General features: G+C 62.3%; 11 protein-coding genes. 3 read left to right on the top strand and 8 right to left on the bottom strand.

Annotated features, from left to right (window positions below):
* The first annotated feature begins 172 nt into the window (after positions 1 to 172).
* A complete protein-coding gene (locus tag NRS07_RS19140) occupies positions 173 to 1,138 on the top strand; it encodes a tyrosine-type recombinase/integrase (RefSeq protein ID WP_259213722.1) in 966 nt (321 codons plus the stop codon).
* A 591-nt stretch (positions 1,139 to 1,729) separates the two neighbouring features.
* Here the strand turns inward: NRS07_RS19140 and mobF are convergent.
* Genes mobF through NRS07_RS19115 form a run of 5 tightly spaced genes read right to left on the bottom strand, consistent with a single transcriptional unit; the run spans position 1,730 to position 8,328 of the window.
* Positions 1,730 to 5,047: a MobF family relaxase gene (mobF, locus tag NRS07_RS19135; RefSeq protein ID WP_259213721.1), complete on the bottom strand. Its 3,318-nt coding sequence runs from the start codon at positions 5,045 to 5,047 to the stop codon at positions 1,730 to 1,732.
* Positions 5,044 to 5,532, bottom strand: coding sequence for a hypothetical protein (locus tag NRS07_RS19130; protein WP_259213719.1), 489 nt, complete (start codon positions 5,530 to 5,532; stop codon positions 5,044 to 5,046). Before NRS07_RS19130 ends, mobF begins: the two co-directional genes overlap by 4 nt.
* A 1-nt stretch (position 5,533) precedes the next feature.
* The gene (locus NRS07_RS19125; protein WP_259213717.1) at positions 5,534 to 7,549 is read right to left on the bottom strand and encodes a type IV secretion system DNA-binding domain-containing protein; all 2,016 of its coding nucleotides are present in this window, start codon (positions 7,547 to 7,549) and stop codon (positions 5,534 to 5,536) included.
* The gene (locus NRS07_RS19120) at positions 7,539 to 7,934 is read right to left on the bottom strand and encodes a hypothetical protein (RefSeq protein ID WP_259213716.1); all 396 of its coding nucleotides are present in this window, start codon (positions 7,932 to 7,934) and stop codon (positions 7,539 to 7,541) included. Before NRS07_RS19120 ends, NRS07_RS19125 begins: the two co-directional genes overlap by 11 nt.
* Complete coding sequence (locus NRS07_RS19115) at positions 7,924 to 8,328, bottom strand: hypothetical protein (protein ID WP_259213715.1); 405 nt, start codon at positions 8,326 to 8,328, stop codon at positions 7,924 to 7,926. Before NRS07_RS19115 ends, NRS07_RS19120 begins: the two co-directional genes overlap by 11 nt.
* 1,375 nt (positions 8,329 to 9,703) lie before the next feature.
* On the opposite strand from NRS07_RS19115, the gene NRS07_RS19110 reads away from it, so the two are divergent.
* Complete coding sequence (locus NRS07_RS19110; RefSeq protein ID WP_259213713.1) at positions 9,704 to 10,093, top strand: hypothetical protein; 390 nt, start codon at positions 9,704 to 9,706, stop codon at positions 10,091 to 10,093.
* A gap of 270 nt (positions 10,094 to 10,363) precedes the next feature.
* Positions 10,364 to 10,720: a hypothetical protein gene (locus NRS07_RS19105; RefSeq protein ID WP_259213712.1), complete on the top strand. Its 357-nt coding sequence runs from the start codon at positions 10,364 to 10,366 to the stop codon at positions 10,718 to 10,720.
* Here NRS07_RS19105 and NRS07_RS19100 read toward each other — a convergent pair.
* From NRS07_RS19100 to NRS07_RS19090, 3 genes are all read right to left on the bottom strand, one after another.
* The gene (locus NRS07_RS19100) at positions 10,717 to 11,016 is read right to left on the bottom strand and encodes a hypothetical protein (RefSeq protein WP_259213711.1); all 300 of its coding nucleotides are present in this window, start codon (positions 11,014 to 11,016) and stop codon (positions 10,717 to 10,719) included. The genes NRS07_RS19105 and NRS07_RS19100 overlap by 4 nt on opposite strands.
* Before the next feature lie 95 nt (positions 11,017 to 11,111).
* Positions 11,112 to 11,564: a hypothetical protein gene (locus NRS07_RS19095; RefSeq protein WP_259213710.1), complete on the bottom strand. Its 453-nt coding sequence runs from the start codon at positions 11,562 to 11,564 to the stop codon at positions 11,112 to 11,114.
* A 248-nt stretch (positions 11,565 to 11,812) separates the two neighbouring features.
* Positions 11,813 to 12,322 carry a JAB domain-containing protein gene (locus NRS07_RS19090; protein WP_259213709.1) on the bottom strand — a complete coding sequence of 170 codons (510 nt, stop codon included), beginning with the start codon at positions 12,320 to 12,322 and terminating at the stop codon, positions 11,813 to 11,815.
* Positions 12,323 to 12,504 lie beyond the last annotated feature (182 nt).

The raw sequence follows: 12,504 nt of genomic DNA, 5'->3' as shown, positions 1-12,504 counted from the left end.
TGCGCGACGATTAAAGCATCAATAGCGCCACATCGCCAGCCATGAAAAAACAGCCTCTGGACTACTTCCCGAACGATCCTTGGCCAATCCGCCTGGTGGTTCTCGTGATTGATCGCCTGACCTGGCCGGCGTTCGTCGCTGCGGCTGCACGCATATTGATAAAGGCTTTACAGTGAACAACGACCTGACCACGACAACGCGCCGGCCAAGTGCTGGCCTGACGACTGCCGACTTTCACCAGCTGGCCGAGGTGTCGCCTGCGCTGGCATGGTTCGCAAACATCGATAATCCGCAGACCAGGCGCGCCTACCAGAATGACGTCAAGGAATTCATGGCATTCGCCGGCATCGAGGATCCGCACGCGTTTCGCCATGTCGGCCGCGGCCACGTACTAGCCTGGCGCCGCGACCTCGAGCAGCGCGCGCTGGGCGGCGCGACCATCCGCCGCAAGCTGTCGGCGCTGTCGTCGCTCTTCGATGCACTGTGCGAGTCCAACGCCGTCCAGGGCAACCCGGTCGACGGCGTTAAGCGGCCGAAGGTGGCCAGCCAGGAAGGCTCAACGCCGGCGATCGGCGATGACCAGGCGCGGGCACTGCTGGCGGCGCCGAACGGCGCGACCCTGAAAGGCTTGCGCGATCGCGCGATCCTTGCAACCCTGCTCTACCACGGGCTCCGCCGCGCCGAGCTGTGCGCGCTGCACTTGGTCGACCTGCAGGAACGACGCGGCGTTCGCCATCTGCGCGTGCAGGGCAAAGGCAGCAAAGTCCGTTACGTGCCGCTGCATCCAGCAGCGGCCGGCGCAATCGCGGCTTACCTCACGATGGCTGGCCGTAGTGACGACAAGGCGGCGCCGCTGTTCCAGCCCGTCAGCAACAATACCCGGGGCGCCGGAAAGCCGATCACACCCGACGGCGTCTATCGCGTGCTGGAGAGGTACGCCGGGATGGTCGGCATTGATGTCGACGGTTTTGGTCCACATGCACTGCGTGCGACGGCGATCACCAACGCGCTCGAGAACGATGCGGATATCGGTCGCGTCCAGGACTGGGTAGGGCATGCAAACATCGCCACCACGCGAATGTACGACCGTCGCCAGCCGCGCATCGAGGCGAGCCCGACATTCAAGGTCACCTATTGAATATCGATTAGTTTTGGGCCCTCGGCAAAGCGCCGGCGCCGTAATGAGGTGAGTGTTCGGGCAGCAATACGGAAAGGTGTATTGTGGCGGCGTAACATGAGCGCAGCTTCCTGCATGCCGACTTCAGGCAGGAGGATGACCGCCAGGTCGATTACCATGGATGCAGTGTAATTTGTTCGCGCGTCCATCTGGGAGACAATAACGGGATCGCGTTACGAAGGCATGCGTAGACACAAACGCAACGAGGTTGCCCGCGCGCTAAGCTAGTCGCGACCGGCGAAGGCGGCGGCAATTAGCAGATGGCCGAACGACTTCTACGACCTGTGCGACCATACACACGGGTGGGCGATCGCCGCTCCTACGCCCTCCTGGCCAGTCAGGGACCGCCTTTTTTATCTACGTGCGCACACTGACTGAGCGTCCTGCAGGCCGCTCTCGAACCGGCCCAGAGTTGTCGCCGGCGGACACTTTGCTGACGGGCTCCGCCCTTGCGCCCAGAAGCCCCTATTTAAAAGATGACCTTTCAAACCGTAGTCCTATTCGACTTTCGCGCGCGAAAGTGTCGGCCCAGTACCAGTCCGCGATAGCTCCCTATAATCCAAGCTCGGGCCCGGAACGGTCGCGGTGCTGCTCCCTCACAGGGGTCTGAGTCCTCTCATGGACCTGCACACGGTCGAGTGAGAGGTTGTGCCCGATATCGATCGCCGTGGTTTTCTGAGGAGGCTTGCCGGCATTCTCGAGCATTTTGTCGTATGCCTCCTCAGTCGTGACAATTTCCGTGTTCTGCTTTGCCCGGGAGGCTGCCACGTAGCTTGCCTCACGATTCAACCAGTGCGCGCCCTTCTCGCTCACAAGAAAAATCTCGCGGTGCGTGGTCACGCCCTGCTCCTTATGGGAGGTATGAGCATAGGCATGGTCGACGTATCGCAGCTGTCGGTCCGACATCTGGGTCTCCCTTCCATCCTGCCAAAGAACGCGTGCTCCCTGTCCATCGATCTCCATAATCACGCCCCGGGTGCCGTTTGCCACGCGCGTAGGATCTTTGAGGCGGCCGATATTCGCCCTGGCTTCGATCGCGTCTCCCACAGCATAGTGGCGCTCCTCCATGCGGGCGAAGCTGAACCGCGTGTGCTTTGACGGATCGAGCTCGACCGTCTTCCCGTTCTCGCGGCGCAGGACCAGCCGGTTGTTGTTGAGGTCATAATCCACGACCGTCAGCATCTCCTCACGGGCAATTCCAAGGCTTTTGTAGTCGCGTAGTGCCGTCAGCCGGTCGACGTTCTCGTTTGCCAGCGAAGCGACGTGCTGATACTGCTGCTCGGTAAGCTTCGGATCGTCGAGGTGCTCTTTCCTATGCTCCGGGCCGGTGATGACGTCTTCTTTGCGCAGGGCCCCACGCACCGCCTGATTCGTCTCCTTGCGGTCGTGATTGGTGATCGTGACTACGCCGATCTTCGGTTCGGTGATTCCTTCGCTCAGCAACTGCTGTCGGTTTTCGATGTAGCGGGCGGCCGCCGTCCCGTACAAGTCGTTGTTGATGGTAGTGTCGAGCGATTGCAGGGCAGCTGCAAATCTGCCCTGCTTCATTTCGGCGATCGCTTTCTTCTGCTGTTCGGTAGCGCTATCGAAGCGGCGCGTCTCCTCGATTTTCGACAGGTTGATGCCGCCCTCCTGAGTCTGTAGAAATGCCCGGCCAGCCGAAACCGATCCGTGCTGCTTGGTGTCCCCCTGCAGGACGACACGCGCGCCCATGTCGCGCGCGATCTCCGAGATCCGCGCAGAGTCCTTTGCTCCCGTCATCGACGATTCGTCCATTACGAGAAGGAACCTCTTGCCCTCCGCATTCCCGGTCGCCCGTAAATTTTCGATCTGTGCGGTTTTGGCAAGGTAGGAGCGCAGTTGTCCCCTTTCCTGCACGTTGCGCTCCCGGTGCTCTGCGCGCGCCGCCCTGGCTTCCCCGCGGTCGACGGCTTCGTAGCTCGCAAGGCTCCTCCCCAGGGTTTCCTGGACGGTACCGACGGCGCGCGTAGAGCGCGCTCGGAACCGGTCCGCGAACCGTTCAGTGCCCTGCGGCGTCTCGGCGCCGGCGAGGCGAGCCTGGCCAGCATCCTGAAGCTTCACCCCCAGGGTATTCAAAGGGTGCCACGTACCGGTGCGCGACTTGAGCACCTCGCCGCTCTTCGAGTCAAAGACGTAGCGGCCGGGCGTGAAACCGCCCGCCTCCAGGTCCAGGTCTCGCTTTGCCACCCTTTTGACCTGTGGAATAGTCCCCGGCGTGTGGGCGAAGTTGACTTCAAGCTGCCGCAGCTCGGCCTGCAGCATCCTGATACGCTCATCTCGTTCGGTCAAGAATGCCGCGACGGTTTGGCTCTGGATCCCGGTCGCTTTCTCGAGCTCGCGTGCACCCGTAGTCGATGTCGCAATGCCGCGCGTCTCCCATCCACGCTCGCGGGCGACTTCCTGAACGAACTCAAGCGCAGCCGTCTTGCCGGTGCCGGCATCCCCCTGTATGCCTTGAAACTTGTCGGGATGCATCAGGACGTTGCGAGCTGCATTCACCTGCTCGACCGAGAGCTTGAAAGGAGTACCGACCTCGGTCGTTTTTCTCGCTTCAAAGCGGGCGAGGAGCTGGTCGAACTCCTCTTTCGTTTGCACGACCGCCACGCCCTTGCCCTTTCCCTTCCGAATGCTGTCCTGCAGCGTCAGTTCGTTCGCGACCGCCGTCGACGTCGTCAACCTCGGTGCCCCTGGGCCCGCCCGGTCGACCAGGGAGCGGTCTTCCTTGCGGTCATCAATCGCCTGCTTGACGGCCTGGATGCCGGCGCCGCCGCTGAAGAACACGGATTCCGACTCCAGCTGTGACACGGCAAACGCCTGTTCGCGCTCCGACAAATGCTTCATGGCCCGGGTAACGCCCTCCCTGGCCAGGGTCTCTTCGGGCACAATCTGCGGACCTGCACGCTTGGCGTTCTCGACGATCCCCGAAAGATCGAGTCCCACCTCACGGGCTTTCTCGCTCCAGATCTCGCGCAAGTAGTCACGATCATGATCGGTCTTCCGCGCGCGCGTATCAAGCACCGCGGTCTGGCGCGCCTGGTGCGATGCCCCATCCGGATCGATGCCCCGTGCCAGGAGCGCTTCGCGCATCTGTTGGCTCCGCTGGCTGAAAGCTTCCAGCTGCGCGCCCTCTACGCCACGTATATCGAAGTCGACGCCATTGTCGCGGTAGACGATCTCGTACCCGGCTTCATGCAGATTGCGAGCCAGCTCTGCCTTGTAGATTGTGTCCGCTTGGGTGCGAATCTGGAACAGCTCATCGTTGGTCAGGCTTCGCCACTTTTGCGCGTCCTCGTCGTAGGTGATGGCGACCACGACATTGTGATTGTGCAGTTGGGGGTCGTTCGCCCGGCTGGTCTCATGCTGAACAGTCGCATATAAAAGGTTGCCAGTCGCCTTCGCCAAGTTCTTCCCATTCTCATCCTTTATCCGCGCCTGTGCGCCATGCTCCTGCAACCAATTCATGGCCGTTCGGTTCGCTTCGATATGAGCCTGCACCACCCTCTCGTCGCCGCCGACCAGGCCCACGATCGAAACACTCTTCGGGGCTGAAATCGTGAAGTCGTATCCTAGCCGTCGTCCATCGCCCTTCGAGTTCGCAGACAGGTCCTGCACCTCGCAGGTGGCGGGATTGGTGACTTCCCCATCCAGGAACTTAACGAACTGCTCTTTTGTCACCTCCTCACCAGCGATGCCGAGGACCTCGGCTCCCTTCCCATGCCAGGTCAGGGTTGCTTGCTCGTTTACGTAATAGTTGTCGGCCCGGTCGTGCGCTGGACCGTCCTCCTTCAAGGCATTGTCGTGATAGCGCGCTGCGTGAGCGCTGCTGGTGAGCTTGTGAAGTCCGATCATGGTCGCTCCCCATAGAAGGCGTGTACGGTGAAGCTCCGCTCGCTTGCCCTCGGTTGCAGGAGTAGCTCAATCCGTTCGTGCCCAAACTGACTGTCGTGAGTATAGTCAGCCGGCGAAAACAGGACTTGCCGAATAGGCCGCCCGTCGGCGCCCATCATGACCACTGCGATGTTCGGAAAATCGTTCGCGTCCCCGAGGTTGACCAGATCGAAGGAAACCGGGACACCGATCGACGACGGGGAGCCAGAACGAAGTGCGCCGACTCGGAGGAAGGCCTCATCATTCCGTTCTGGGCGCAGCACTAGTTTTCCATGCGTTCCCGGAAGCCACTTGCGCTTGATCGCAACGTCATTACCTGCAAAGCTGTCCAAAGCGGTATCGGCGATCTCGGTGCGAAACACATAAATTCCGAGCGCCATGAAGACAGCACAAAGGATTAGCATGTTGACAGCGCGTTTAACCAGCGAGGATTCGTTCGCAAGCATGTCAGAGCCCAAGGTCAAGATCACGGTTGGCGTTCGGTGTAGCGACTTCGGTAGAAGACGACGTCATCGATACGTCGATCACTTCCGCTGCGGTTTGCTGCTCGTTCGTTTGCTGCTTCTCCCGCTCTTGCTCTTCCTTTTTCTTGCGCTCCGCTTCGGCCCGCGCAAGCTCCGCCTCCCTCCGCACGCCATCGAAAGCACTTTCGCCGCTTGGTAGCGTGGGCCGACTGATCTTGAATCGTCCGTCGCGTGGTGGATTATCCTGGCGAGGAGCGAATGACGCGATCCGCGCCGGCAGGAAGCCGAACCGCGGGCGCAGCCATGACGAATAGTCGACGCGCGCGATCGGGTAGTTGCCCGCGAACTTCAGGAAGCCGGTGCAAATGTCCAGTTGGCCGAACGTCGCAGGCATCACAGCCCACTTCTCCTGCTCGTTGATGACGAGACCGGCGCCGTCACGCTGCTCGACCACTGCAACCGCCTGGTTCTGCGAAATCGTCTCGGTCTCGACTTTGCCGAAGCGCTTCGCTGCGCGCTCCTTAGCCTCCGCGTCGTTCAGTGCCAACTGCAGTAAAGTATTGAACCCGTTCATCGTCGATTCAGCGCGGTCTTTGCCAATTGAGGTGACGAACTGGCTGTCGTTCTGTGTCCCTGCAAGCACGCAGACGCCGTATTTGCGCAACGTCGCTAGTTGCTCGTCGATCTTGATATCGCCGAGCGTGTGCACCTCGTCCAGGAGGAACCAGTACCGATCGTAGTGCACGACTTCCTGTCGCGCCGCGATCGACGAGAACGCGACCTGCAGGATTAGGCGATATAAAGGGGCAAACATCGCCTTCGTGTCGTCGCTTCCGAAAATGAAGAGGCGGGCATCGTCCTGCCGGTCGAGGAATTCCGCGATTGACCATGAGCCTTCGTTCACAGCTGCGATGCCATCGAGGTAAATCGAGATTGAGCTGATCACGCCCTGCCGCTGACTCTTCGAATCTCCGCCAATTGCAGAGCTTGCGACGGACTTCTGGATCAAGTGCTCCATTTCGATGTCCGGCATTTCCAGGATCGCACGCGCCATATCCTTGGTGTTCACCGCACCCCGTTCAGTGAGGCGCAGCAGGATTACCGAAAAGAGCGCGCGGGCGGCGTCCTCGAAGAAGCTGTTCGCCCCGACGGCGCCGGCGGCCGACTTCGGCGGCAGAAATGCCTGCGCCAAGGTGTTCGCGTCATACCTGTTGCGCATCTCTTTAAAGATCGACCACGGTAGCGACCCCTCGAACGCCGGATTGAAAAACATATCCTTCCCCGGGCGGAAGTACGCACGGAAGAATTCGCCACTCTGGTCGTAGATCACGCATTTCCGCCTCTTAGCAAACACCTGCTGCATGAAGTCATGGATAGCAATCGACTTGCCGCTGCCTTGCGACCCGACCGCAAGAATCCCGCGCATCGGCGCGTCCTTGGGAAGAGGCACATCGGCCAAACGGTAGTCGGACCCGCCGCGCTGACGTACGAGGCGGCTAAGTTCGGATGGCTCGACGATGTCGCTTGCACCACGGATACGGCGGTTTGCTTGCTGCTGCCTTCCTCTCAAGACGAACAGTTGCCAAACACCGAGATAACCTGCGACAGCCGCGCCGACCGCGATCCAGAACGTGCGCGTTAGCGCACGCGCCGGCGCCCACCCTTCCCCCAGCACCGTGGGGAGATCTTTCGCTGCGATGTACTGGATAGGAGGGGCGCTTCCGGTGTCCACACTGATAATCCTGCGCATACCCGCCGCGTCGCGCATCCTCCACTTTCGGTGGACCGTCTCGTCGACGACAAGCCGGGTCACCGCAAGTTTTGCGACGTCGTACTCTTGAGGTGTAGAGGTGGAGACCCAATACGCGAGCGGCGTCACGAACATCGGCAGCGCACCGAAGAACAGGCATTTTTTCGCTGCCTGAATAGTCAGCTTGATCCGGGTCGACACACTCGCCTGGCCCACGCCGGCGTTGGTAGCGGCGATATTACGTGCCATTGTTCGCCTCCTCGTCTCCGACAGCAATTAAGTGCCCGCGGCCGTCGTGCTCGACGACGGTGCCGAGCCTGTTAATGAGCTTGAAGCTTGCAACCTCCGGGGGTAGCAGGTCGGCCAGCGTATCCGCTTTAGCCCCGTAGCTGTCACGCCATCCGCCGTCGGGTGCCACCGCAAAGTCTCGAAAAAGCGAGCTCCCATCCGAGAAAAGGATTTGAAGATCGGCGCCCACTGTTCGGCTTTCGCCGGCGGTGACGATCTCGCTCAAGATGACCTGGCAGGATGGAAGACGTTCCAGGGCGTACAGCGACTCGATGATCATGTACCGACCGGCAGGCAGCTCCGCCAGAGCGTTCTGGCTTTCAAAGTCAGGAACATCAATGATCATGGCCAACCTTCACGTTCGCGGGTTTGGAGGCAGAAACGGCAGCAATACGGGCACCCTTGCCGAGTGCCTCAAAGACCGTTTTACGATACGTTGCCGTGAGCCGTTCCTTGTACGCTTCTGCTGATTCGTCTGCATTCTGGCGGAGCGCGAGCACGCTTTGCTCCACGTCGAGATGCATGACCGCCCCAATCATTTCCTGCAGCTTTTTCAGGTGCTCCAGAATGGCGAGCTGCGTCTGCATGACCTGTTCGGAGTACGAGTCGTAGCGCGCCAGGCCGTCGCGGACAAAGGTCCTGAGAAGCTGGGATTGGTCTTGTCCGCGTCGCTTCATCTCGGCTTGAAAAGCTTCATGGAGCTCGTGGTCGAGGCGGGTTCCAACGGGGATGCTCTTCATCTGGGACTCCGAAAAGTCAATTTAAATTAAATATTATACTTTCGGCCACGTGTGGGCAATTGAAAACAAGGTAACGCGCTGATTTAGCGCAGGTCTTGTCGGTCAAGACGTTTTGCAGTCGGGTTTGGGGTCAAAGTGTTAACAGCTTTTCCGCTTTAAGATCAATGAGTTAGCCGGAAATCTGGGCCAGCACGTTACGTGCGTAATGTGTGTGCTTCTTCGTAGGGGTGTGGGGGGTCTCCCCCCACACGTTCGTCATCCGCGGACGCGGTCCGGTTCACCGGATAGCGTCCGCCGTTCAAAACCTCCGCAGGTGGGACGGGAACCGGCCCGCCTGCGCTGGAGTCGTTCAAATTTTGGCCGAGGGCAACGAGGCCAAATCGTCCACCTCCGCACGGGCTGGCGACAGCCGGACCGTGCGCTGGACAGCGCGGCCGAATCCACCCGCGGCGCATCCCTCCCTTGCCTGGTTAGGCTTCGGGATCAGCAGCGACAGCGCGCCCGGGTCGGGCCACCTGGTCGGTTTCGCCCCGATCCGCCGCCGGCGCGCCACCAGCCTGGAACTGGCCGGAGGCGTCAGGGCGCGCAGCGTCTCCGCGCCCTGGGCGGGCTACCTGGTCGGTTCCGCCTTGAGCGGGCGCAGGCGCGCAACCATCCCGGAGCTGGCCGTAGGCGTCGGTGCGCGCAGCGACACCGCGCCCGGGCCGGGACCACCTGGTCGGCTTTGCCTCGGTCCGGCGCAGGCGCGCAACCAGCCCGGAGCTGGCCGTAGGCGTCGGGGCGCGCAGCGTCACCGCGCCCGGGTCCGGGCACCTGGTCGATTTCGCCTCGATCCGCCGCAGGCGCGCCACCAGCCCGGAGCGGGCCGGAGGCGTCGGTGCGCGCAGCGCCACCGCGCCCGCGTCCGGGCACCTGGTCGACTTCGCCTCGATCCGGCGCAGACGCACGACCAGCCGGGGAACTGCCCAGAGGCGTCGGTGCGCGCAGCGTCACCGCGCCCGGGTCGGGACCACCTAGCCGGCTTCGCCTCGATCGGGAGCAGGCGCACCACCAGCCCGGAGCTGGCCAGAGGCGTCGGTGCGCGCAGCGGCACCGCGCCCGGATCTGGGCACCTGGTCGATTTCGCCTCGATCCTCCGCAGGCGCACCACCCGCCCGATACTGGCCAGAGGCGTCGGTGCGCGCAGCGTCACCGCGCCCGGGTCGGAACCACCTAGCCGGCTTCGCCTCGATCGGGAGCAGGCGCACCACCAGCCCGGAGCTGGCCAGAGGCGTCGGTGCGCGCAGCGTCACCGCGCCCGGGTCCGGGCACCTGGCCGGTTTCGCCTCGATAGGAAGCAGGCGCACCACCAGCCCGGAGTTGGCCAGAGGCTTCGGTGCGCGCAGCGTCACCGCGCCCGGGTCGGGACCACCTGGTCGGCTTCGCCCCGATCTGCCGTCGGCGCACCACCAGCCAGGAACCGGCCAGAGGCGTCGGTGCGCGCAGCGACACCGCGCCCGGGTCAGGGCATCCGGTCGGTTTTGCCTTGATCGGGCGCGGGCCCGCCACCAGCCAGGCGCTGGCCAGAGGCGTCGGTGCGCGCAGCGTCACCGCGCTCGGGTCGGGACCACCTGGCAGGCATGCCGTATATCCGCCGCAGGCGCGCCACGACCCGGACCTGGCCGTAGGCGTCGGTGCGCGCAGCGTCACCGCGCCGGGTCGAGGCCAGCTGGCCGGCACCGGGATTCCGCGACAATCAGGGAAGTGGCATGGAAGGCAAGCGTAGCGCGCAGCGCCGCAGGCGCGGAGGCGTCAGGGATGGAAGCCCGAAGGGGCGAGACCGCGCAGCGGGCTCGATGCGAAGCACGACAGCCCGGTCCCGAAGGGAGACGCCCACGCCTTGGCACCGACGCGGTGCCAACAGCGAAACGCCGGCACCGACAGGACGCCAGGTATTGATATCAGGCTGTACACAAGCGGCACCGATGTGATTAGAATTAAAAGCACGCCGAGGTGAATTTCACCGATCGGCACAACCAACCAGTGAGGCCAAACGATGAGCGCAGCAACGCAAGGCACGCAAGGGAAGAAAGGAAAGTCACTCGACGAAGAGATCGCGGCGGCCCAGGAACGGCTGACCAAGCTCATGAACCAGAAGCGGGAAAAAGAGCGCAAGGACCTGGAGCGGAATCAGAAGGCGATCACCACCTTCCTCCGGACCGAGAAGCTTGACATGGTCCCGGTGGACAGGTGGACCGAAGCGCTACCGGCACTGCGCAGACTGCTCAAGGTCGAGGAAGTCAAAGGGTCGCGCGCGGCGGTGCAGGAGAACGGCGCGGCGAAGGACAGTTCGAAAAAAACGCCTGAGCCAGCGAAAGCGTCCGAATCAGCACCGCTGGAGACAGTTGGCTAACTGCTTGGTCGTGTGGACCCGGGCCCGACCAGCATCTTGCGCTGGGCCCAGGAAAACAGGGATTGCTGTTGCGAGGCCGTGAGACCATCAAGCAGCACGTATCGCACGAAATCGCAGACAGCCTCGCGCAGCTCGAGCGGCAATAAACGTGCGCTCGCGAGCGACATCACGAAATCAGGATGCGAGCTCGCCAACACAATTTCCAGCAGAAGCATCGCTTCGTCAGTCCCGCCGTGGGCGTCGACGTGGTCGACGAGTCGGGCCGCGCTTAGCGGCAATTCTGGCTGGCTGGGCATGGGTTCCTGCGGCTGTCGCGTTCTAGGGTGCCCGCAATAGTACCGGAAACGCGGCAAGGTGAGGAGCGGCGCCGGCGCAAGCCGGCGCCGCTCGCTTATAAATCCAGCGTGGAAGAACGCTCGGCGCAAACCTGGCGCCAGATGCGCTCGCGGACCGGGGCGAACTCCGCCTCGAGACGGGCAAGTCGCCGCGCCTGTTCCCCACTTTCGACATCGACCATGGATGCGAAATAGGTGGCGGTGCACGGACCGGCCCAGGTGCGCCACTTTTGCCGGATCCGCATGCGTATTTCTTCCGGCTGCGCGAAGTAGGCAGCACGCGCTCGGCGCCACACGTCCGCCAGGAACTGGCGCCGATCGGACTCCCATCGCGTGGCATGCTCTTCCCGGCGTTTGATCTCCTGGTCTAATGGCCGCTGCTCGGCGGCGACGTGGTCCGCGAACAGCGGGTAGCGCGCCTGTTCTTTGGCCAGCTTGCGCGCATATGCGGCCCGTTGGCGATCTGTCAGGGGACGGGGGCCGTATCGTTGTTGGCGTTCAAAACGCATGGCGTTCCTCCAGAAAATCCAGGGGAACTTGTACGAACGGGCGCAACACGGGGCAATGTACCTTCATGACTTCACCTCGAAGATAGGTCGGCGGCGATTCTCATTTGCTGCAGGGTCAACAGGCCGGCCAGGCGGCAGCGCGGGCGGGCGGGCAAGCGCAGCGCGCAGCGCCGTTAGGCGCGGAGGGCGCCGTCGACCGGACAGGTCGACGGCGGCGCCTCTGGCATTTCGCCTGGGCGCCGTGGGGCTCAAATCAGGCCATGCTCGGCAAACGAATAGCTTTCGGCGCCGGCGACGATGATGTGATCCAAAATTCGCATTTCCACCAACTGGAGCGCATCGGAAAGCGACTTCGTTACCATCCGATCCGCTTCGCTGGGTTCGGTCACGCCGCTGGGGTGGTTGTGGAATACGATGCAGCTGGCCGCGTTCAGCTGCAATCCCGCCTTGACCACTTCGCGAGGGGAAACGCTTACGTGCGTGAGCGTCCCGGTAAACAGCACGTCGCGCTTGATGATGCGATTCTTTACGTCAAGCCAGATGACCCCGAAGTGTTCCCTTTCTGCTTCGCCATACGCAAGCATCAGATGCTGCCTGACGACCGCTGGGCAGTCGCAGCGTTCGTAGCTAGCGCGGTATGTCCGGCGGCGGAGTATGTTCATCGCTTCTGCAATGACTGCATTTTCCTGCTGGCGGCGATCAGTCAGATTTGCTACGGCGCCGCTGTCGCGGCAGCTAAGGGTAGTCACATCGGTCATGTTGTCCTCCGGTCAGTTGATGGATTTATTATATGTCAAAAACTATTGACCGTCAATAGTGTACATGTTGTGTTTTCGCTCTTGCGCGCAGCGCCGTAATACCGGAGCCTGGAGCCCTCGGGCCGGGTGTCGGGGCCGGAACAGGCCCTGACGGTGTTGCCTGCTCGCTCGATCAGCCAGGG

The sequence above is a fragment of the Massilia sp. H6 genome (genome assembly GCF_024802625.1).
Lineage (GTDB): Bacteria > Pseudomonadota > Gammaproteobacteria > Burkholderiales > Burkholderiaceae_D > Telluria.
Note: the sequence above shows the minus strand (reverse complement) of the source record. Positions and strands in the feature narration are given on the sequence as shown.